Raw genomic sequence first — 21,054 nt, 5'->3', positions numbered from 1 at the left:
TCCGGTGGGGACGTCTAGGGTCAACGCATGAAGGTCGGCCTGCTCACCCGGGAGTACCCGCCGGACGTGTACGGGGGAGCGGGGGTGCATGTCGAGTTCCTCGCCCGGGAGCTGCGGTCGCTGGTCGACCTCGACGTGCACTGCTGGGGCCCCGACCGGCCGGACGGCGCGCACGGGCACCGCGACGCGCACGGATACGCCCAGCCCGCGTTCGCCACGATGGACATCGCGGTTTCGATGGCCGATGCGCTCGTCGGGCACGATCTCGCGCACAGTCATACCTGGTACGCGAACCTCGGCGGGCATCTCGCGAAGCTCGCGCACGGCATCCCGCACGTCATCACCGCGCATTCGCTCGAACCGCTGCGGCCGTGGAAAGCCGAGCAGCTCGGCGGCGGCTACCGCGTGTCGTCGTGGATCGAGCGCGAGGCCTACGAGGCGGCGGACGCGATCATCGCGGTCAGCTCCGGCATGCGGCGCGACGTGCTCGCCGCGTATCCGAACGTCGACCCGGCGCGGGTGCACGTGGTGCGCAACGGCATCGACACCGAGCTGTACCAACCCGATCCCGGCACCGACGTACTGGAGAAGCACGGCATCGACCCGAACCGGCCGTACGCGTTGTTCGTCGGCCGGATCACGCGGCAGAAGGGCGTGCCGCATCTCGTGCGTGCCGGGGCCGCGCTGGACGAGGACGTGCAGCTGATCCTGTGCGCGGGCGGCGCGGACACGCCGGAACTGGACGCGGAGTTCCGCGGGCTGGTCGCGGAATTGCAGGAAAAACGCTCCGGCGTGCACTGGATTCCGGAAATGCTGCCGCGCGGCGAAGTCGTCCAGCTGCTGACGCACGCGCTCGTGTTCGTCTGCCCGTCGGTGTACGAACCGCTCGGCATCGTGAACCTGGAAGCGATGGCGTGCGGCACCGCGGTGGTGGCCAGCGACGTCGGCGGGATCCCGGAGGTGGTCGCCGACGGCGAGACCGGGGTGCTGGTGCATTACGACGAGAACGAGCCCGGCGCTTTCGAGGCCGGGCTCGCGCGCGGGATCAACGGCTTGGCCGCCGACCGCGAGCGCGCCGCCCGGCTGGGGCTGGCCGGACGGGACCGCGCGGTGGGAGAGTTCGGCTGGGCAGCGATCGCCGCCGCGACGGTCGGGGTTTACGAGGCGTGCGGGAGGGTTTCGTGATCGACGGATCCGATGTGCTGGGGATCGTTCTCGCCGGCGGCGAGGGCAAACGGCTGATGCCGCTGACCACCGACCGGGCGAAACCCGCGGTCCCGTTCGGCGGCGTGCACCGGCTGATCGACTTCGTGCTCTCCAACCTGGTGCACGGCGGGATCCGCCGGATCTGCGTGCTGACGCAGTACAAATCGCATTCGCTGGACCGGCACATCTCGACGACGTGGCGGCTGTCTTCGCTGACCGGCGAGTACGTCACGCCGGTGCCGGCGCAGCAGCGGCTGGGCCCGCGCTGGTTCCAGGGCAGTGCGGACGCGATCCACCAGAGCCTGAACCTGGTGCACGACGAATCGCCCGCGTACATCGCGGTGTTCGGCGCGGACAACATCTACCGGATGGACCCGCGCCAGATGATCGACGCGCACATCGCGTCCGGCGCGGGCGTGACGGTCGCCGGCATCCGGGTGCCGCGCGCGGAGGCCCGTTCGTTCGGCGTGATCAGCACCGAGGACGGCACCAAGATCGACGCGTTCCTGGAGAAACCCGACGACCCGCCGGGCCTGCCGGATTCGCCGGACGAATCGTACGTGTCGATGGGCAATTACGTGTTCACGACGCAGGTGATGCTCGACGCGCTCCACGAGGACGCGAAGAACCCGGCGTCCAAACACGACATGGGCCGCGACATCATCCCGGCGCTGGTGGAGAAATCCGAGGCGGCCGTCTACGACTTCAACGGCAATGTGGTGCCCGGCGAAACCGACCGGGACCACGGCTACTGGCGCGATGTCGGAACGATCGACAGCTATTACGACGCGCACACGGATTTGATTTCGACGCAGCCGATTTTCAACCTGTACAACCGGAAATGGCCGATCCTGGCCCATCCCGGCCAGCGCGCGGCGGCGAAATTCGTGGAAGGCGGCACGGCGACCCAGTCGATCGTCAGCAACGGCTGCATCATCTCCGGCGCGCAGGTGGTGGATTCCGTGCTGTCGCCGGACGTTTTCATCGAGAACGGCGCGGTCGTGCAGGGCTCGGTGCTGCTGGACGGCGCCCGGGTCGGGCGCGGCGCGGTGGTGCGGCGCGCGATCCTGGACAAGAACGTCGTCGTCCCGCCGGGAGCGCACATCGGGGTGGACCTGGCCCGGGATCGCGGCCACTACCACGTCAGCGACTTCGGGATCGTCGTGCTGGGCAAGGGGGAAACGGCCATCTAGCCCGCGGCTTCCCCGCGGAGGGCCGCGACCGCGCGCGCGACGACGTCGGCCGGGGCGGGCTGCTCGCCCATCTCCGCCCGGACCTCCGCGGCCGCGCGGCGGAACGACTCGTCCTCGAGCAGCTGCGCCACCAGCTTCCGCACCGTGAAAACGTCCACAGTGGACGGATCGTGGCTCAGTCCGACGCCCCGGTCGACCACTCGCTCCGCCGACATCGGATTGTCCGCGAAGCTGGGCAGAACCAGCTGCGGCACTCCGTAGAACAACGGCGCGGCAGTGGTCCCGGACCCGCCGTGGTGCACGATCGCCGCGCATCCCGGCAAAAACGCCGACAGCGGCAAGTACCCCACCGACCGGACATTCCCCGGAAGCTCGCCCAGTTCGCTCAGATCGGCGGTGCCCGCCGCGAGAACGACTTCGACGTCCATCCCGCCGAGCGCGTCGAGCACCACCTTCAAGCTGCTGACCCCGCTCATCGCCGGAACCACCGTGCCCAGCGTGACAGCCACCCGAGGCCGTTCCGGCTTCCGCAGGGCCCACTCCGGCAGCACGGCCCCGCCGTTGTAGGGCACGAACCGCATCGGCCACCACGGGACGCCGTCGCGTTCGTCGGGGTGCTCCTCGTCCGCCCGCAGCCCGCCCATGCTCGGCGCGCGCGGGTCGATCCGGGCCAGGACCTTCACCGGCGCGTCGCCGATGCCGAGCTTCTCGCGCATCAGCGTGACGAGTTCGCCGTCGAGGAAGTCGTCGTGCTCGGTGCGCCACGAGAGGTCGCGGGTCGACCACGAGATCCGGTTGCCGACCTCGAGCGCGGGCACGCCGAGCGCGGCCGCGGCGAGCGCGCCGGCCCCGTGGTCGGACGGGTAGACGACCAGCTCCGCGCCGAACGCCCGGCCCGCTTCGACGGTGCCTTCGGTCATCGCGGCGGTGAAGAGGCCGAACGGCCCCTGGTGCCGCCGGGCGATCCGGTACTCCTCGGGTTCGTCCGGGTCCGGTGCGGTGCCGTCCTTGACGGTGGCCAGCAGGTCGGCCCAGATGTCGCGGCCGGGGAAGACGTCGGCGACCGGCAGCCCGGCGCGCGCGGACACCTCGGCGATCTCGGCGGTGGTGGCCAGCAGCACCTCGTGCCCGGCGGCGCGGGCGGCCCAGACGACCGGGATCAGCGGCAGCGTGAGCCCGTACCCGGGCGCGGACGCGAACAAGATCTTCACGCCTCCGAGACTGCCAGAACCGTGACGCTCCCCGCATCCCGGTTCCCGTTTCCGAACCCCGGTAACGCGCCGGGCCGCCGCCGCGACACATCCGCAGATCATCTCTCCCCGGAAAGGCCCGGTCCCCCATGCGAAGATCCCGTATCGCGGCATTGCTGACCCTGGTCGGCCTCGGCATCGCGATGTCCCCCGCCGTCGCCGCCGACGCAGGCCAGACCAGTACGTGGTGCACCAAGAAGGAGCAGGTGGCGATCCTCGGCACGTCCGCCGACACCGGCTACGGCACCACGGGCTACCAGTCCACGACGGACACTTACGCTCCGACCACCTACGGCTGGACCACGAAAATCGCCAACGACCTCCACGCCGAGTGGAACACCACGACCAAGAACTACGCGCACAACGGCGCGATGGCGACCGACTACCTCCCCGGCGGCCGCTGGCCCGACACGACCGGCGCGCTCGCCGACCTCACGCAACGCCAGCCCGACCTGGTGCTCGTCGACCTCGGCGGCAACGAGCTGATCGCCCAGGTCGACCCGGCGGTGTTCAAGGCGAACCTCGGCAAGCTCATCGACAACATCCGCGCGGCGCGGCCCGGAGTGGACATCCTGCTGTCGATCTACGCCGAGCTGAAGTGGACGCCCAACCCGTGGGGCGGGCAGACGCAGAAGTACTTCTGGTCGCAGTACGGCACGGCGATCTACCAGACGGCGGTCGCGAAGGGAACGGCGCTCGTCGATTTGCGGCAGTACATCCCGCCCGCCGGGTCGGCGAATCTGCCGAACCCGAGCCCGTGGATGGCCGACAACGTGCACCTGAACGACGCGGGGAACCTCGCCGAATACGGGATGTGGTGGGGGTGGACGTCGAGTCTGGGGAGTATTTGCTGAACGGTGCGGGGTCGGGTCGCTGATCCGGGCTGGCCGCGCTGGGGTGCGGCGGGGCCGGACGGTGGTTGAGCGGCGGCGTCGGGGAGCCGTCGTTCCCGGGCTGCGGTGTTGGCGGGGGTTGCCGGGGTTCGGCGGTCGTGACCGTGTGCGGTCTGGTGGTTGATCTGGCCTGGCTGCGCTGGGGTTCGGCGGGGTCGGATGGCGGTTGAGCGGCGGCATCGGGGGCTGCCGAGGCCCGGCGGTCGTGCGGAGGGCGGGCACGACCTCGCCGGGGCGGTTCGGCACTCGGGACCGCGACGGGCGAGCGGGCCTTGCCGTCGCTGAACGGGTTGCAGGCGCGGCGGCGGGCGGGTCGCGGTCCGCTTGCCGGGTGGGGCGGCCGGTGGCTGGATGGTGGGCTTCTGCCGGTCGCTGCTCGCGGGTGTTCCCGCAACCTGGGCGACGGCGCGTCGTCATCGGCCCGCGTCCCCGGCGGGCGGTCGACGGCCGGATGGCGGCCTTCTGCCAGCTCGTGGTGGCGGAACCGGCACCCCGGCCGCGCATTGCCGCTGCTCACAACGTTTCCCCAGGTCAACCTGGGTGGCGTAACCTCGGCGTAATACAAACCCCGGTAGCGTCGCCGGCGTGGTGACTGCGCAGCGGAGGGCGGAACGGGCCCGGCAGGTGGCCGACGGGTTGCGGCAGCGGATCGTCGCGGGCGAGGTCGGCGCGTTGCTTCCGGGCGAGCGCGAGCTGGGCGAGTGGTTCGGCGCGTCGCGGAACGTCGTCCGGGAGGCGCTCGGCTTGTTGCGGGACGAGGGGCTGGTCGAGCGTCGGCAAGGTGTCGGGACGGTGGTGGTGCGCCCGAAGTACGGCCACGGGCTCGACCAGTTGACCGGGCTGGCCGAGGCGCTCGAGGGGCACGGCGAGGTCGTGAACGAGGTGCGCACGGCCGGGACGGTCGCCGCGCCGCCCGCGGTGGCGGAGCGTCTCGGCCTGGCGGCGGGGGAGGAGGTCGTGCACCTGGAGCGCGTCCGGCGGCTGGGCGGGGCGCCGTTGTCGCTGGACTCGACGTATCTGGTCGCCGACCTGGGAATTCCGTTGCTGGGCAAGGATTTGGCGCACCGGGACCTGTTCGCGCTGCTGGAGGAGACCAACGGCATCCGGCTGGGGCGGGCGGAGGTCGAGGTGCACGCGGTGTCCGCCGGGCCGGACACGGCCGCGTTGCTGGACATCGCGCCGGGGACCGCGGTGTTCGCCCTCGACCGGTTGACCCGGCTGCCGGACGGGCGGCCGGTGGACGCGGAGTGGCTGCACATCCGCGCGGACCGGCTCACCTTGCGCGCGACCTTGCACCGGGGGCCGGGGTGATCCGCCGAAATCGGTTGCCGGGGCGGCCGGTGCACCGAGAGGGAGTGATTCGATTGGCAGGCTGCGGGTGCCGGCGGGGCGAGAGCGGCTTTCGGTGGTGGCCCAGGTGATCGCGGCGCTCATCGTGACCGGGTTGCTCGCCGGGATCGGCATCACCGCCGTCGGGCCGGGCGGGGTGCTCGCGACCGTCGGGCTGTTCGTCTTCACCTCGCTGACTCCGGCGCAGGTGGCCGGGACGGCGATCGTCACGCACGTGGCCACCGGGATTCTCGGCAGTGCCGCGTTCGTCCGTTCCGGACAGTTGCGGGAGCCGGAAACCCGGCGGGTGGCGGGAGTTCTCGCCGCGGCCGCGACAGTGGGGACGCCGTTGGGGGTGCTGCTGAACTCCTGGGTGTCCGCTAAGGCGTTCGGAATCGTCCTTGGCGGGTTCGCGCTGGTCGTGGCGGTGTTCGTCGGGTTCAAGGGACGGGAGCGGGCCGTCGGGACGCCGGTCGCGGGGGCGATCGGGGCCGGGGTCGCGGTGGTCGCGGGACTGGTCGGGGTCGGCGGGCCGATGCTGGCGGTGCCGTTGCTGGTGGTCGCCGGGATGCCGGTGCTCGGCGCGCTCGCCGCGGCGCAGGTGCAGTCGGTGGTGATCGCCGGCGTCGGCACCCTCGGTTACGTCCTGGACGGAGCGATCGACTGGCGGCTGGCGGCGATTGTCGGGATTCCGGAGCTGGCGGGCGTTTTGCTCGGCTGGCGGATCGCGCACGCGCTGCCGGCCAAAACGCTCAAAGCCGTTCTCGTCGCGGTGCTGGTCGGGATCGCGCCGTATCTCGCGTTGCACGGCTGAAGCCGGGTGGCCGCCACCCGGCTTCAGCCGATGCGTTACCGGTCGAAGGGCAGCTGCAGGACCGCTCCGGAGACGGGTTTTCCGGCGCGGACCGTATCCAGCTCCACAGTGGACAGTGCCCGGCGGTAGAGGCGCGTGTCGTCCAGCGAACCGGACAGGTGCTGCGCGCCGTCCAGGCGTTCGCCCAGCCACAGCTGGAACGAGACGGTCTGGGTGACCGAACCGGGGGAGTTCGGACCGGACGCGGCTACCGTGCCGTCGACCAGGATGCGAAGCTGACCGTCCGAGCGCTGGAGCGCCACGTGGTGCCATTTTTGGTCGTCGTAGGCCGACTGTGTGGTGACCGATGTGCTTCCGGCCGCCGTGGTCATCATCGCGATCAGCCGATGCGACGAGGGTTCGGCGCGCAGCCACAGCTGCGGCGCGGTCGAGCCCATGCCGCCCAGCCACAGCAGGGCTTGCGGATCCTTCGAAGCACCGTAGTTGACCCAGGTGGAGAAGGTGAAGTCGCCGGAGCCGACCAGTTGCGTCGGCGAGTACGGGACGCGCACGAAGGCGTTCTGCAGCTGGACGGCCTTGCCGTACTTGCCGGGAACCAAACTGGCGTCGCCAAGAATGCGCGCGGGCTGTCCACTTGCGACGTCCGGAGTGGACACTCCCGGCGAACGCTTCCAGCCAAGGTGGTTCTCGTCGAAGCGGGCGAAGCGGATTTCGTCGCGGGCGTCCACCGCGCCGCCCTCGTACAGCAGGCCGATCTTCGCGTTCTTGTCCTGCGGACCGCTCAGCTGGACCAGATCGGAGTAGCCGGACCAGTCTGTCGTGATCCGCGTTCCCTGGTCGGCGTTTTCCCAGGTGCGACCGTCGTCATAGGACGAACGGATGGTCATCCAGCGCCGCCGGTCGGTGTCGGCGGGCGAGGCGAACAGGATCCGCTTGCCGCCGGGGCGGTCGAGGCGCAGCAGCGAACCTTGCACCATCGGCGTCACGAGGTCGGGAATCGTGGTGAAGCGCTGGGAAAAGGTCGCGCCGCCGTCCCGGCTCAACGCGTAGTCGCGGTTGCCGATGTCGGTGCCGCTTTGTTCGCGGCCACCGGCGTAGATGGTGCCGTCCGGCAATTCCGCCACGCTGACTTCCGAGGGCTTTTGCACGAAGGTGCCGCCCACTGGGTGCAGGTAGTTGTCGACCGCGCCGACGTGCCAGGAAGAACCGCCGTCGTCGCTGTAGATCAGACCGGCGTAGTTCTCGACGGAATGGGTGCCGTCACTGCGTTCCGCGTTCACTCCGAAGACGAGCCGGCCCGCGTGCCTGCCGCGCTGAAGCTGAATGCCGTGCACCGGACCGGAGGCGTACCAGGAATCCCACGCGGGCAGCTTCGCCTGCGCGCTGATGTCGACCGGCGTGGACCAGGTGCGGCCGTCGTCGGTGCTGTACTGCGAGTGCGGCGTGCGCGGGCACGGCACGTCGCAGCCCTTGTCGTCGGTGCGGCCCTTGTTGTACGTGGTGATCAGGACGATCCGGCCGGTTTTGGTGTCCACAATGGGCACTGGGTTGCCGTGGGTGTCGCCGCCGCCGCGGTTGACCACCTGCAGCGGCGACCAGGTGGTGCCGCCGTCGGCGGATCGCTTCAGCACCAGGTCGATGTCGCCGGTGTCGCCGCAGTTGTCCTTGCGGCCCTCGGCGAAGGCCAGCAACGTGCCGTGCGTGCTGCGGACGATCGCCGGGATGCGGAAACACGCGTAGCCGGTTTCCTGATGCGGGTTGAAGAGCGCTTTCTGGTCGAATTGCGGCGCGGCCTGCGCCGAGCCGACGGGGGCGAGGAAAGCCAGCAGCACGAACGCCAGCACCACGCGAAGGGCGGATCTCATCTGGTCTCCGTTCCGAACTGTCCGGAAAGGACAGCCACGCCGTACGCGGCCAATTCCACTTCGGACGATGGCTGGGCGGGATCGGTGAGCAAATCTGTACCGGGCGAAGGCAGGGAAACAGTGACAGCTTCAGCGTTGTGGTTGAGCAGGAACAGATAATCGTCGGAACCGTGCCGCACGACCGCCTGCACCCCGTCCGGCAATCCGGGCAGCACCGGCGAAACTCCGGCGTCGGCGGTGACGCGGTGGAAGAGCGTGCGCATGCCCTCCGCGTCCGGCCGGGTGCCGAGGTACCACGCGACCCCGGAGCCGAACTCGTGCCGGGTGATCGCGGGGCGGCCGGCCAGCGGACCCTCGGCGAAGGTGGCGACGACGTCCGCGCCCTCGGCTTCGATCCATTCGGACCAGATCGTCGCGCTGACCGGCGCGCCGTCGAGGTCGATGGTCGTGGAGCCGCCTTCCGGAAGCGGCCAGAACTCCTCGACGCGCAGGCCGAGAATGTCCCGCAGGGGCGCTGGATAACCGCCGGTGTACACGCGGTCGTTCTCGTCGGCGATGCCGGAGAAGAACGACACCGCCAGATGTCCGCCACCCTCCACATAGGAGCGGAGATTGGCGGCGACCGCACTGTCCATCAGGTACAGATTGGGCGCCACGACGAGCCGGTATCCGGACAGGTCGCGCGACGGGTGCACGACGTCGCAGGTGACGTTCGCGTCGAACAGCGGCGCGTAATGCGCGAGGTGCGCGTCGAGCTGGCTGAGATCGTCCGACGGATGCGAGTTCAGCTCCAGCGCCCACCAGCTGTCCCAGTCGTGCAGGACCGCGACGTCGGCCTTGACCCGGCTGTCCGCCAGCTGCGGCAGCGACGCCAGTTCCCGGCCGAGGTCGCGCACCTCGCGGAAGATCCGGGTGTCCGGACCGCCGTGCGGCACCATCGCGGAGTGGAACTTCTCGGCCCCGCCCGGAGTTTGCCGCCACTGGAAGAACAACACCGCGTCCGCGCCGCGCGCCACGGCCTGCCAGCTGCCCAGCCGCATCGTCCCCGGCGGCTTCGGGCTGTTGCGGGTGCGCCAGTTCACCGCGCTCGGCGCCTGCTCCAGCAGCAGCCACGGCTGACCGTCCTTGATGGACCGGACGAGGTCGTAGGCGAAGGCGGCTTCCAGGTGCCCGCGCGGATCGGATGGATCGGGGTAGGAATCGAGGCTCACAATGTCCTCGTGCGGCACCCATTCGTTCCAGTCGAGCGACTTCTGCACCAGGCCGACGAAGTTCGTGGTCACCGGGACGTCCGGGGTGATCCGGGCCAGCACCTCGCGCTCGTTGAGGTAGCAGCCGAGCGACGCGTCGGAGGAGAACCGGTGGTAGTCCAGCTGGTGTGCCGGATTCGGGAAGGTCGGCGCGACGCGCGGCGGCCGCACCTCGGCGAAGTCGGAGTACCGCTGCGACCAGAAACTCGTGCTCCAGGCTTCGTTCAACGCTTCGACGCTGCCGTAGCGTTCGGCGAGCCAGCGCCGGAAGTCCACCGCGGACTCGTCGCAGTAACAGGCGCGGATGTGGCAGCCGAATTCGTTGCCGATATGCCACATTTCCAGGGCCGGATGTCCGGCGTACTGAGTGGCGACCTGTTCCACCAGGCGTGCGGCGTGTTCGCGGAACACCGGGCTGGACGGGCAGAACTGCTGCCGCGCGCCAGCGGACAGCCGCGTGCCGTCAGCGCGTACCGGCAGGATTTCCGGATATCGGTGGGAAAGCCACGGCGGCGGCGAGGCCGTCATGGTGCCGAGGCAGGCTCGCACGCCACCGGAAGCGAGGTTGTCCATCACCGTGTCGAACCAGCCGAAATCGAATTCCCCGGGACGTGGTTCGACCTGCGCCCAGGAGAAAATCCCGACCGTCACCATCGAAACCGACGCCTCGGCCATCAGTTTCAGGTCTTCCGCCCATACGTCGGGCGACCAATGCTCGGGGTTGTAATCCCCGCCGTAGTACAGCCGATCCATCAGAGGAGACCCGCTTCCGCCAGCTTTCCCTTGATCTGCAGCAGTTCGTCGTCGTTGAGGGGGAGTTGCGGCGGCGCCATCACCGCGTTGTCGATGAATCCGCGCATTTTCATCGACGCCTTGAACGCGCCCAGCGCGGCCGACCCGCGGCCCATCCGGCTCGGCGGGGCCACGTCGGTGATGCTGAACAGCGTCAGCAGCCGTTCTTGTTCCCGCCGCGCGGCCTGCGGGTTGCCGCCGCGGAAGTGGTCGTAGATCAGCACATAACCGACCGGGTCGACGTTGCCGAGTCCCGGAACCGCGCCGTCCGCGCCCTGCGCGAGCGCGGCGTCCACCAGCAGTTCGGAGCCGGTGAACACGGCGAAGCGCTCCAGCCCGCGTTCGCGGCGCTGCTGCAGCACCATCCGGAACCCGGCCTCGTCGCCGCTGGAATCCTTGAGCCCGGCCAGCACCCCGTCCGCGGCCAGGTTCAGCACCAGTTCGCGGTCGAGCTTCGTGTGCACGGCGATCGGGATGTCGTAAGCGAAAATCGGCAGCGACGTCCGCTCGTGCAGCAGCCGGAAATGCCGGTCGATCTCCGCGACGTGCGTGCGCGTGTAGTACGGCGCGGTCACCACGATGGCGTCCGCACCGGCCGCCTCCGCGGTCTTCACATGCTCCGCGACGCGCAGGGTCGTCATGTCGATGCAGCCGGCGAGCACCGGGACCCGCCCGGCGACCTGGTCGACGGCGGTTTCGACGGTGATCCGGCGCTGGTCGTCGGGCAGGAAGGCGACTTCGCTGGACGAGCCGAGCACGAAGATGCCGTGCACGCCGGCGTCGAGCTGGAATTCGATGTGCCGCCGCAGCGACGCGGTGTCCACGGTGAAATCGTCGTGGAACGGCGTGCAGAGCGGCGGGATGATGCCGGCGAACGCGGGCGCGGTCATGAGGCAGTCACTCCGATTTCTGGGTGGATGCAGCGATAGGTGTGCTCGTCCGGCCCGGACTGCGGCGGCAAGGCCAGCGAGCATTCGGCGGTGGCTTTCGGGCAGCGGGTGTGGAACGGGCACCCGGGCGGCGGCGCGGTCGCCGACGGCACGGGTCCACTGAGGACAATCGGTTCCACCGGACGCAGCAAACTCGGCGTCGCCGAGAACAATGCGCGCGTGTACGGATGATGCGCGTGGTGCGGCAGTTCGCTCGCCGGGGCTTGTTCGACGATCCGGCCGAGGTACATCGTCACGATGCGGTCGCTCATCCGGCGCACGGTCTGGATGTCGTGCGAGACGAACACCATCGCCAGTTCGAGCTGTTCGCGCAGTTCCAGCAACAGGTTCAGGATCTGCGCGCGCACCGAAACGTCCAATGCGGACGTTGGCTCGTCGGCCACCAGCAGCGCCGGCCGCAAGGCGAGCGCGCGGGCGATCGCCACGCGCTGCCGCTGCCCGCCGGAAAGCTGCGACGGCAGTGCGTCCGCCACACTGGACGGCAGCCCGACTAGATGCATCAGCTCCCGGGCCCGTTCGGCGCGTTCGGCGGCGGTGCCGATCTGGTGCACGTCGAGCGGGTCGCGCAGGATTTTCGAGACGGGCAGCCGCCGGTTCAGCGCGGTCGACGGGTCCTGGAAGATCATGCCTACCGTGCGGCCCAGTTCGGCCGGCCGCAGCTCGGACAATGGCTGACCCGCGTAGCGCACCGTACCGGAAGTGGGCTTTTGCAGCCCGACCAGCACCTTGGCCAAAGTGGACTTTCCGCAGCCGGATTCCCCGACCACGCCGACGGTTTCGCCCTTCGCGATGGCCAGAGTGGCGTCGGTGAGCGCGTATACCCGGTCGTGTCCGAACAGGCTCGAACCGCGGATCTTGTGCACCACGTGCACGCCGTCGACTTCGACGAGGTTCATGCCTGTGCTCCTTCCGCCAGGGCGGCGACCGGGCTCTCGGCGGGATAGTGACAGGCCACGAGATGCCCTTCGCCCGCTGGTTCGGGCGCGACCTCGAAGCAGTGCCCGCGCGCGGCGGGACACCGGCTCGCGAACCGGCAGCCGGGCGGGAAGTCCGCCGGTGCGGGCACGACGCCCTTGATCTGGGTGAGCGTCGCTTCGTTCTCTTCCAGCGACAGGACGGCGCTGAGCAGGCCACGGGTGTAGTGGTGCTGCGGGGCTCCGACGACGGCCGCGGTCGCGCCGGTTTCGGCGACCTGTCCGCCGTACATCACCACCACCCGGTCGGCGATGTCGGATACCAACGCGAGGTCGTGAGATACCAACACCAGAGCGAAGCCGAGTTCTTCCTGCAGCCGCAGCAAAAGCGCCATGATCTGCGCCTGCACTGTCACGTCGAGCGCCGTCGTCGGTTCGTCGGCGACGATCAGCTTTGGGCTGCGAGACAACGCCATCGCGATCAGCACGCGCTGGCGCTGTCCGCCGGACAGCTCGTGCGGGTACGCGCGCAGCGTGCGGCCCGGGTCGAGGTTGACCAGTTCCAGCAGCTCCTCCGGCGTGCGGGTGCCGCCGCGCCGGGTGAACTGCTTGAGCTGCGCGCGAATGGTCATCGCCGGGTTCAGCGAGCTGAGCGCGTCCTGGTACACCATCGCCAGGTCGTGCCCGAGGTGCCGGCGGCGGACGCTCGGCTTCATGGTCAGCAGGTCGGCGCCGGCGAACCGGATCTCGCCGCTGAGCCGCGCGGCGTCCGGCTGCAGGCCCATGATCGACAGCGCGGTCAGCGATTTCCCGCAGCCCGATTCGCCGATCAAGCCCAGCACCTCGCCGGATCGGACCGAAAAGGACACTCCGTCGACGACGTTCACGCCGTTGTGCCGGTCCGGGAACGAGATCGCGAGATTTTCCACCGCCAGCACGGTTTCCCGGCCCGACAGATCCCGCGCCTTGGCGGCCAGCCGTTGCCCGGCCTCGCGAAGACCGCGCAGCGGCAGCACCGGAGCGGTGGCCTCGGGAGCCAATTCGATCTGCTGCGCCGCCTCAGCCGCCTTCGCGGTGCGGGCCGACGGCGCGGCCCAGGCGTCGGAGATTCCCTCGGAGAGGATGTTCAACGCCAGCACGGTGGCCAGGATCAGCAGACCGGGGAAAAGCGTCGCCCACCAGCCGCCGGTCAGCACGAGGTCCTTGCCGTCCGACAGCACCGAACCCCACGACGGATCGGGCGGCTGGATCCCCGCGCCGATGAACGACAGCGAAGCCTCGAAGACGATCGCGTCCGCGACGGTGACCGTGCAGTACACCAAGATCGGCGCGGCGCAGTTGACCGCGACGTGCCGGGCGAGGATGAACAGCCGTTTCGCGCCGATCACCCGCTCGGCCGCTACGTAGTCCTCGCCGTACTGCGCGAGCACGTTCGCCCGCACCACCCGCGCCACCGGGGCCATGTTGAGGAAGCCGATGGCGAGGATCAGCACGAGGATGCCGCGCCCGAACACCGCCACCAGCACCGCGGCGAGCGCGATGCCGGGGAAGGCCATCAGGACGTCGAGGACCCGCATGACCAGGCCGTCGGCGCGGCGGCCGGACGTCGCCGCGAACGCCCCGACGACGACCCCGGCGACCAGCGCGAGCAGCGTCGCGCCGAGCCCGATCGCGAGCGACCAGCGGGTGCCCGCGACGAGCCGGGAGAAGATGTCGCGGCCGGACTGGTCGGTGCCGAACCAGTGCGCCGCGCTGGGCCCGCCGGTGTCGGTGCTGAGCAGGTCCGGGTTGTGCGTGGCCGCGGCGGTGCCGAGGATCGCGACGAGCCCGAGCACGATCAGCACGCCGAGCGCGATCCACGACGGCAGGGCAAGCCGCCGGAACCGCACGCCGGGCCGCGACAGCCGGGCGGTCAGGTTCGGACGGAGGACCGGGCGCATCACGAGCGGCTCCGGGGACGGGGGTCGGCGGGGTGATGGTGTCGGTGGCGGGGGAGGGCCGGGTGCGTCACGAGCGGCTCCGCGGGCGAGGGCTGGCGGGGTGGGAGGGCACGGCTAGGGGGATCGGGGGCGTGGTCGGCGAGGGGGTTGCCGGAGTTCGGGTGTTCGGGGGCCTGCGGGATTCGGTTCGCTGCTGTGGTCGGGAGGGTTCGGGCGGGAGTGTGGTGAGCGGTTGCGTGGGTGAGGGGGCCGGGAGCCTGGCGGATTCGGGTCGCTGCTGTGGTCGGCAGGGTTCGGGCGGTGATGTGGCGAGCGGTTGCGTGGGCGAGGAGGTCGGGGGCCTGGCGGGTTCGGTTCGCCGCTGCGGTCGGCAGGATTCGGGAGGGCGAGGAGGTCGGGGACCCGCCGGACCCGGCTCGCGGTCGGCAGGGTGCGGGCCGGGGTGTCACGAGCGGCTCCGCAGGCGGGGGTTGGCCAGCAGGTAGAGCACGTCGACGATCAGGTTCACGAGCACGAACCCGGCCGCGATGGTGATCACGAAGCCCTGCACCTTGGCGGTGTCGCCGTCCTGCACGGCCTGGATCATGTTCTGGCCCATGCCGGGCAGCGCGAACATCGTCTCGATCACCACCGCGCCGCCGAGCAGGTAGCCGACCCGGAGGCCCAGCACGGTCAGCGGGTTGACCAGTGCGTTGCGCAGCACGTTGCGGCCGACCACCACGACCGGCGGGAGGCCGCCGCCGCGGGCGGTGCGTACGTAGTCCTTGTCGAGTTCTTCGACCATCGACGTGCGGATCACCCGCGTCAGCTGCGCGGCGACCGGTGCGGCCAGCGCGATCGCGGGCAGCGTCAGCGAGTTCAGCCAGCCGGAGAACGAATCCGCCGGGCTGACGTAGCCGCTGGTCGGGAAGAGGCCCTTGCCCACCGCCAGCCACTGCACCAGCAGCAGCGCGATCCAGAACGCGGGCGCGGCGACGCCGGCGAGCGTCACGAACCGGATGAGGTGGTCCGGCCAGCGGCCGCGGAACAGCGCCGAGGTCACGCCGAGCACGACCGAGACGACGAGCGCCAGCGCCAGGCCGAGCAGGGTCAGCTGCACGGTGAGCGGGAGCGCGGTGGCGATGGTCTGGCCCACCGGCTCCTTGGTGATCACGCTCGTGCCGAAATCGCCCTGCAGCAGATGCCACACGAAGTGCACGTACTGCAGCGGCAACGGATCGAGCAGGCCGTTCTGCTCGCGGAACCGCTGGAGCTGGTCGGCGGTGGCGTTGGCCCCGTTGAACGCGGCCATCGCCGGGTCGACCGGCGAGAACCGCATCACGATGAACACGAACAGGATCACGCCGAGCAGCAGCGGGATCAGGGCGAGGATGCGGCCGGCCAGCATCCGCACGACGACTGTCACTTCCTGGCCCTCCCGTCAGACCGGTTTGGCCTGGTTGAGGTAGATGCCCGGGTAGCCCTGGGCACGCACGCCGCTGATCGCCTTCGGGTCCCAGGCGGTGCCCGTCTGCGTGAAGACGATCGGGTAGATCACCGCCTGTTCCGAGATCTGGTCGAGCAGCTGCCGGTACAGCCCGCCGCGCTTGGTCTCGTCGGTTTCGGCTGCGGCCTTGTCCTGCAACGCCAGCAACGCGTCGGTGTCCGGGCCGCTCCAGCGCGCGTACCGGGTCATGAGCACCGATTGCTTGTCGTAGTAGTAGCGGATGAGCAGATCCGGGTCGTTGCCGAACTGCAGCGGGTTGTTCGTGGTGGCCACGACCTGGAAGTCGTCGCCGTTGTCCAGTTTGGAGAACAGCGCCTTGGTGTCCTGGGAGTCCAAAGTGGTCTGGACGCCGATCGCGTCCCAGCCCTCCTTGATCACCTTGACGCAGTCGAGCACCAGCGAAGTGTTCGTAGTGGACAGTGAGATCTTCAGTCCGCTGACGCCCGCTTCGGCGAGCAGTTGCTTCGCCTTTTCCGGGTTGTGCTCGAAACTCTGCGCCGCGGGCTGCGAACCGGGCAGCTTCGGGTTGATGAACGACGTGCCCGCGGTTCCGGTGCCGCGCAAGCCGATTTCGATCATCTTCTTCTTGTCGATCGCGTAATGCAGGGCTTGCCGGACGCGTTTGTCGGCGAACGGCGAGTGCTGGGTGTTGAAGAGCAGGAACAGGTTGTTGCCGCCGTCGGCGAATTCGACCGTGCGGCCCGCCTTGCGCAGCTGGTCGGCGTTGGCGGGCGGGATGTTCTCCGCGATCTGCGCGTCCGGCTTGGCCCCGGAGATCGCCGCCACCCTCGGCGCGGAATCCACAATGGATTTCCACAGCATCTTGTCGTACGCGGCCGGGCGGGGTCCGTTGTAGTCGGCGAACTTCTCGAACGAGGTGTGCGACAGCGGGGCCTGTTCGGTGATCTTGTACGGCCCGGAGCCGACGACCTTGCCCGCCGCGGCGGCCTTCCAGTTGTTCTCGAACACGTGCTTGGGCACGATCTTGCAGATCTGGATCCGCTGCAGTGCGTACGGGAACGCGAACTTCAGCTTGAACTCCACGGTCTTCGCGTCGACCTTGGCGACCGACTCCAGCCACTGCGAGAAGAAGCTGTGGATGAGAACGTTTTCCTTCGGGTCGAGGACGCGGGCGTAGGTGAACACGACGTCGTCGGCGGTCACCGGCTGTCCGTCGTGCCACTTCGCGCCGTCGCGGAGCTCGAAGCGCATCGTGGTGCTCTTGAGATCCGCCGGCAGCGCCTTGGCCAGGCCGGGGAACGGTTCCCGGGTGACCGGGTCGCCCTCGACGAGCGATTCGTAGCTGTGCAGGATGGCCGCCATCGCGAACGCCGACGCGGTCTGCAGCGGGTCCCAGGTCTGGTTGTTGCCATACCCGATCACCGCGGTGACGGAACCGGACGAGGCGCCGGTCTTGTTGGTCGACGCGGGACCGCCGCACGCGGCGAGCGTCGACGAAACCGCTGCGGCAGCCCCGGCGAGGCCGGCGTAGCGCAGCAGTGCGCGCCGGTTGAACGAAGTCCCCATGGCGGTTCGGGACATGGCGTCTCCTGACTTGATGCGGTGTTCCACCCAGAAAGCATCGAGAAGTAGGACGTGGGACGTCCTATGACTTGCCGGAACCCTAAGTCCCGTTCCGCGCCCGGTCAAGAGGCGCGTTCCCACCCGCGCGGGTGCAGCGGCGAAAGCCGATCATGACGTAGGATGTCCTCCGATGGCGACGTGCCAGTGCAAGAAAGACATCCGGGAGACACGTGTGGCGCGCCCGCAACGCAGTGAAGAGATCACCAAGCAGATCATCGACCTGATCGTCGACCGGCAGCTGCCGACCGGCGCGCCGATGCCGACCGAACTGAGCCTCGCCGAGGACCTCGGGGTCAGCCGGAATTCGATCCGGGAGGCGGTCAAGGCGCTGCAGGCGCTCGGCATCGTCGAGGTCCGGCACGGCTACGGCACGTTCGTCGGCTCGGCGGGGTCGGAGGCGCTGCAGACGTGGCTGCTCTTCCGCACGCGCAGCCGCGGCAGCACCGACGCCGGGCGGCTGCGCGACCTGCTCGAGGTCCGCGAGATGATCGAAACGGAGCTGACCAGCCGGGTCGCGCGCGACCACCGGCCGGAGCTGATCGGGGAACTGCAGGCGTGCGTGGCGCGGATGCGGCGCAAGGGACCGGACGCGGCGGTGGCCGACCGCGAGTTCCACGACCTCATCTGCGCCGAGGCGGGATTCGACCTCGCGCGCGAGCTGACCGGCCTGTTCTGGGACGTCTACCGCGCCGCGGAAGGCGAAATGGGCGGTCCGGTGTCGTCCGCCCCGGCCACCGCGAAACGGCACCAGGCGATCGTGGACGCGCTCGTCAGCGGCGACGCGGAGGCGGCGGCGCACGCGGTGCACCGGCATTTCGACGAGGTGCGCAAGCGCGCGAAGGCGGGCCGGTATGGCGGCTTCGGCGAGGCGCGGCCTGCGGTTTCCGGTTCGGCTGTCAGTTGAGTGCGGTTAGGCCGGACGGGTGCGGCGGCGCCGCGGTGCGCTGGCATTTCGACGAGGTGCGCAAGCGCGCGAAAGCGGGCCGGTATGGCGGCTTCGGCGAGGCGCGGCCTGCGGTTTCCGGTTCGGCCGTCAGCTGAGTGCGGTTAGGCTGGACAGGTGACGACTCCGGAGATCGCCTTCCTGCCGCCGTCCGCCGCTGAGGACGCCGCGTTGGTATCCCAGCTGACCGAGCTGGTGAACACCGTCTACGCCAAGGCCGAGGCGGGATTGTGGGCCGGTTCGGCCGATCGGATCGATGCCGGGGAGATGGCCGGGCTGGTCCGCGCGGGCGAGATCGCGGTCGCCCGGCTCGACGGGGTCGTGGCGGGGTCGGTCCGGATTCAGCGGCTGGCCGAGGGTCTCGGGGAGTTCGGGCTGCTCGCCGCCGCGCCGGAGGTGCGCGGCGCGGGGATCGGGCGGGAGCTGGTCCGGTTCGCGGAGGAGCACTGCCGGAGCCAGGGGTGTGCGCGGATGCAGCTGGAGCTGCTGGCGCCGCGCGAATGGACGCATCCGGCCAAGGAGTTCCTCGCGCGGTGGTACACCCGGCTGGGGTATCGGGTGGTGGAGACCTCGACGATCGACGGGCCGCATCCGGAGCTGGCTCCGCTGCTGGCCACTCCGTGCGATTTTCTCATCTGGCACAAGGATCTCGGCTGAACGTGGCGGCGGATTTCCGTCCGGTTCTGTCCTGGTGTCAATTCTGACCGGGTGGTAGAAATTGGCGAAAGCCCTCTACCGCTAGGAGCTGGCATGGGTGGACCTTCGGTGCAGCTGTACTCGGTGCGCGACGCGTTCGCGGCCGATCCGGACGAGACGTTGCGGCGGCTGGCCGCGATCGGGTTCCGCCGGGTCGAACCGTACGGGGTGGTGGAGAACGTCGAGGCGCTCCGGGCGGGGCTGGCGGCGCACGGGTTGAGTGCGCCTACCGCGCATGCCGCGGTGGTGGGGAAGGATCAGGAGGCGGTGTTCGGCGCTGCCCGGGAATTGGGGATCGACGTCGTGATCGAGCCGTTGATTCCTGCTGAGCGGTGGGGAAATTCGGCGGATGTCGCCGCGACGGCGGAAGCGCTCAATGCCGCGGCGAAGGTGGCGGCGAGGTATGGCGTCCGGGTGGGATATCACAACCATTGGTGGGAGCTGGAATCGCGGATTTCCGGGCGTAGTGCGTTGGAGGTTTTCGCGGATCGGCTTTCTTCGGAGATCGTGCTGGAGATCGACGTTTACTGGGCCACGGCGGGCGGCGAGGACGCGGCCGCGTTGCTGCGGCGGCTCGGGGAGCGGGTGGGCGCGATTCATGTGAAGGACGGGTCGTTAGCTGTCGATGCCACCGGGCAGGTGCCCGCGGGGCAGGGGCGGGTGCCGCTCCGGGAGGTGCTCGCGGCGGCTCCGGGGGCGTTGCGGGTGGTGGAGTTCGATCAGCATCCGGATGTTTTCGGGGGAATCGCGGAGAGTTTCGCTTATCTCGCCGGGGCGGGCGAGTGACTGTCGGGGTCGGGGTTGTCGGGGCCGGGTTCATCAGTGATGCGTATTTGGAGAATTTGACCGCGTTTCCGGATCTTCGGGTGGTGGGGGTTGCCGACCTCGATCTCGACCGGGCTCGGTCGCGGGCGGAGCGATACGGCGTTCCCTGGTTCGGTTCGGCAGCGGAGCTGCTCGCGTTGCCGGAGGTTGAGATCGTCGTGAATTTGACTGTGCCCGCGGTGCATGCCGAGGTCAGTCTCGCGGCGGTGGAGGCGGGGAAGCACGTTTGGACGGAGAAGCCGATCGGGGTGGATCGGGAATCCGTTCGGAAGCTTCTCGACCGGGCGCGGGAAAAGGGGGTGCGGGTGGCTGGGGCGCCGGACACTCTGCTCGGTGCTGGGCATCAGACCGCGTTTCGGGCGCTTGCGGGTGGGCGGATCGGGGTGCCTTTTACCGCGTTGGCGCTGTTTCAGACGCCGGGGCCGGAGGGGTGGCATCCGGCACCGGAGTTTTTGTTTCAGGCTGGGGGCGGGCCGTTGCTGGATATCGGGCCGTATTACTTGGCGCAATTGGTCCAGGTGTTCGGGTCCGTGCGGAAGGTTACCGCGGTTGGCGGGCGGGGGAGGGAGACTCGGGTCATCGGGGCTGGGCCTCGGGCCGGGACTGAGTTTTCGGTTGCGGTGCCTACTACGGTGAGTGCCTTGATCGAGTTTGTGCGCGGGGGGAGTGCGCAGGTTTTGCTGTCCTTTGATTCCGCGGTGCGGCGGACTGGGGTGGTTGAGGTTTCCGGGCCGTTGGGGACTGCGGTTTTGCCGGATCCCAATGGGTTTGGTGGTTCTACTGTGGTGCATTTGGGTGGGGGTGCGGAGCCGGAGGAGTGGGGTGCGGTGGGGCATTCGGCTTCTCGCGGGACTGGGGTGCTTGATCTAGCCCGGTCGGTTCGGGCGGGGGTGGCAGAGAGGGCTTCGGGGGAGATGGCTTGGCATGTTCTGGACGTGATGGTGGCTGTTGAGGAGGCTATGGAGGGTGGGGGCGGGGTGGAGGTGGGCAGCCGGGTGGAGGTGGCGGAGTTGTTGCCCGTTGAGTGGGATCCGTTTGTGCGGACGTTGTGACGGCGGCTCGTCGCCCTGGCGGGCGACATTGCCGGTTGATGGGTTGCGTGGGGCACCCCGAAGCTCAATTGT

At 69.5% G+C, this 21,054-nt stretch carries 17 protein-coding genes; 9 read left to right on the top strand and 8 right to left on the bottom strand.

What is annotated here, in order from left to right; genetic code table 11:
• Positions 1-27: 27 nt before the first annotated feature.
• Positions 28-1,185: a glycogen synthase gene (glgA, locus tag F9C12_RS09020; RefSeq protein ID WP_409465526.1), complete on the top strand. Its 1,158-nt coding sequence runs from the start codon at positions 28-30 to the stop codon at positions 1,183-1,185.
• Positions 1,182-2,399 carry a glucose-1-phosphate adenylyltransferase gene (glgC, locus tag F9C12_RS09015; protein ID WP_409181544.1) on the top strand — a complete coding sequence of 406 codons (1,218 nt, stop codon included), beginning with the start codon at positions 1,182-1,184 and terminating at the stop codon, positions 2,397-2,399. The genes glgA and glgC overlap by 4 nt, the downstream gene beginning before the upstream one ends.
• Here glgC and F9C12_RS09010 read toward each other — a convergent pair.
• Complete coding sequence (locus F9C12_RS09010; RefSeq protein WP_409465525.1) at positions 2,396-3,610, bottom strand: nucleotide disphospho-sugar-binding domain-containing protein; 1,215 nt, start codon at positions 3,608-3,610, stop codon at positions 2,396-2,398. The genes glgC and F9C12_RS09010 overlap by 4 nt on opposite strands.
• Positions 3,611-3,738: 128 nt before the next feature.
• On the opposite strand from F9C12_RS09010, the gene F9C12_RS09005 reads away from it, so the two are divergent.
• The 3 genes from F9C12_RS09005 (at position 3,739) to F9C12_RS08995 (ending at position 6,685) form a co-directional block, all read left to right on the top strand.
• Positions 3,739-4,503, top strand: coding sequence for an SGNH/GDSL hydrolase family protein (locus tag F9C12_RS09005; RefSeq protein WP_409181542.1), 765 nt, complete (start codon positions 3,739-3,741; stop codon positions 4,501-4,503).
• 624 nt (positions 4,504-5,127) lie between these two features.
• Positions 5,128-5,853, top strand: coding sequence for a GntR family transcriptional regulator (locus F9C12_RS09000; RefSeq protein ID WP_409465524.1), 726 nt, complete (start codon positions 5,128-5,130; stop codon positions 5,851-5,853).
• Between the two features lie 67 nt (positions 5,854-5,920).
• A complete protein-coding gene (locus F9C12_RS08995) occupies positions 5,921-6,685 on the top strand; it encodes a sulfite exporter TauE/SafE family protein (protein WP_409465523.1) in 765 nt (254 codons plus the stop codon).
• Between the two features lie 35 nt (positions 6,686-6,720).
• Here F9C12_RS08995 and F9C12_RS08990 read toward each other — a convergent pair whose 3' ends face one another.
• The 7 genes from F9C12_RS08990 to F9C12_RS08960 all read right to left on the bottom strand — a co-directional run bounded on the left by F9C12_RS08990 (position 6,721) and on the right by F9C12_RS08960 (position 17,424).
• Positions 6,721-8,550 carry an exo-alpha-sialidase gene (locus tag F9C12_RS08990; protein ID WP_409465522.1) on the bottom strand — a complete coding sequence of 610 codons (1,830 nt, stop codon included), beginning with the start codon at positions 8,548-8,550 and terminating at the stop codon, positions 6,721-6,723.
• Positions 8,547-10,553, bottom strand: coding sequence for a beta-galactosidase (locus F9C12_RS08985; protein ID WP_409465521.1), 2,007 nt, complete (start codon positions 10,551-10,553; stop codon positions 8,547-8,549). The genes F9C12_RS08990 and F9C12_RS08985 overlap by 4 nt, the downstream gene beginning before the upstream one ends.
• Entirely contained in the window at positions 10,553-11,482 is a 930-nt protein-coding gene (locus F9C12_RS08980) for a dihydrodipicolinate synthase family protein (protein WP_409465520.1), read from the bottom strand. Before F9C12_RS08980 ends, F9C12_RS08985 begins: the two co-directional genes overlap by 1 nt.
• On the bottom strand, positions 11,479-12,438 hold the full coding sequence (locus F9C12_RS08975; RefSeq protein ID WP_409465519.1) for an ABC transporter ATP-binding protein: 960 nt from the start codon (positions 12,436-12,438) through the stop codon (positions 11,479-11,481). Before F9C12_RS08975 ends, F9C12_RS08980 begins: the two co-directional genes overlap by 4 nt.
• Positions 12,435-14,396: a dipeptide/oligopeptide/nickel ABC transporter permease/ATP-binding protein gene (locus F9C12_RS08970; protein ID WP_409466981.1), complete on the bottom strand. Its 1,962-nt coding sequence runs from the start codon at positions 14,394-14,396 to the stop codon at positions 12,435-12,437. The genes F9C12_RS08975 and F9C12_RS08970 overlap by 4 nt, the downstream gene beginning before the upstream one ends.
• Before the next feature lie 445 nt (positions 14,397-14,841).
• Positions 14,842-15,801: an ABC transporter permease gene (locus F9C12_RS08965; protein WP_409181534.1), complete on the bottom strand. Its 960-nt coding sequence runs from the start codon at positions 15,799-15,801 to the stop codon at positions 14,842-14,844.
• Between the two features lie 15 nt (positions 15,802-15,816).
• Positions 15,817-17,424 (bottom strand): ABC transporter substrate-binding protein, encoded by a 1,608-nt coding sequence (locus F9C12_RS08960; RefSeq protein ID WP_409181533.1) that lies wholly within the window; start codon positions 17,422-17,424, stop codon positions 15,817-15,819.
• A 214-nt stretch (positions 17,425-17,638) separates the two neighbouring features.
• On the opposite strand from F9C12_RS08960, the gene F9C12_RS08955 reads away from it, so the two are divergent.
• From F9C12_RS08955 to F9C12_RS08940, 4 genes are all read left to right on the top strand, one after another.
• Positions 17,639-18,370: a FadR/GntR family transcriptional regulator gene (locus tag F9C12_RS08955; RefSeq protein WP_409181532.1), complete on the top strand. Its 732-nt coding sequence runs from the start codon at positions 17,639-17,641 to the stop codon at positions 18,368-18,370.
• 156 nt (positions 18,371-18,526) lie between these two features.
• Positions 18,527-19,066, top strand: coding sequence for a GNAT family N-acetyltransferase (locus F9C12_RS08950; RefSeq protein WP_409465518.1), 540 nt, complete (start codon positions 18,527-18,529; stop codon positions 19,064-19,066).
• Positions 19,067-19,159: 93 nt separating this feature from the next.
• A complete protein-coding gene (locus tag F9C12_RS08945) occupies positions 19,160-19,891 on the top strand; it encodes a sugar phosphate isomerase/epimerase family protein (protein WP_409465517.1) in 732 nt (243 codons plus the stop codon).
• Positions 19,888-20,982, top strand: a complete 1,095-nt coding sequence (locus F9C12_RS08940) for a Gfo/Idh/MocA family protein (RefSeq protein WP_409465516.1) — start codon at positions 19,888-19,890, stop codon at positions 20,980-20,982. The genes F9C12_RS08945 and F9C12_RS08940 overlap by 4 nt, the downstream gene beginning before the upstream one ends.
• Positions 20,983-21,054 lie beyond the last annotated feature (72 nt).

The organism is Amycolatopsis sp. GA6-003, from assembly GCF_046267895.1.
GTDB lineage: Bacteria > Actinomycetota > Actinomycetes > Mycobacteriales > Pseudonocardiaceae > Amycolatopsis.
The sequence above is the reverse complement of the archived record's forward strand: the minus strand, read 5'-3'. Positions and strand labels throughout refer to the sequence as shown.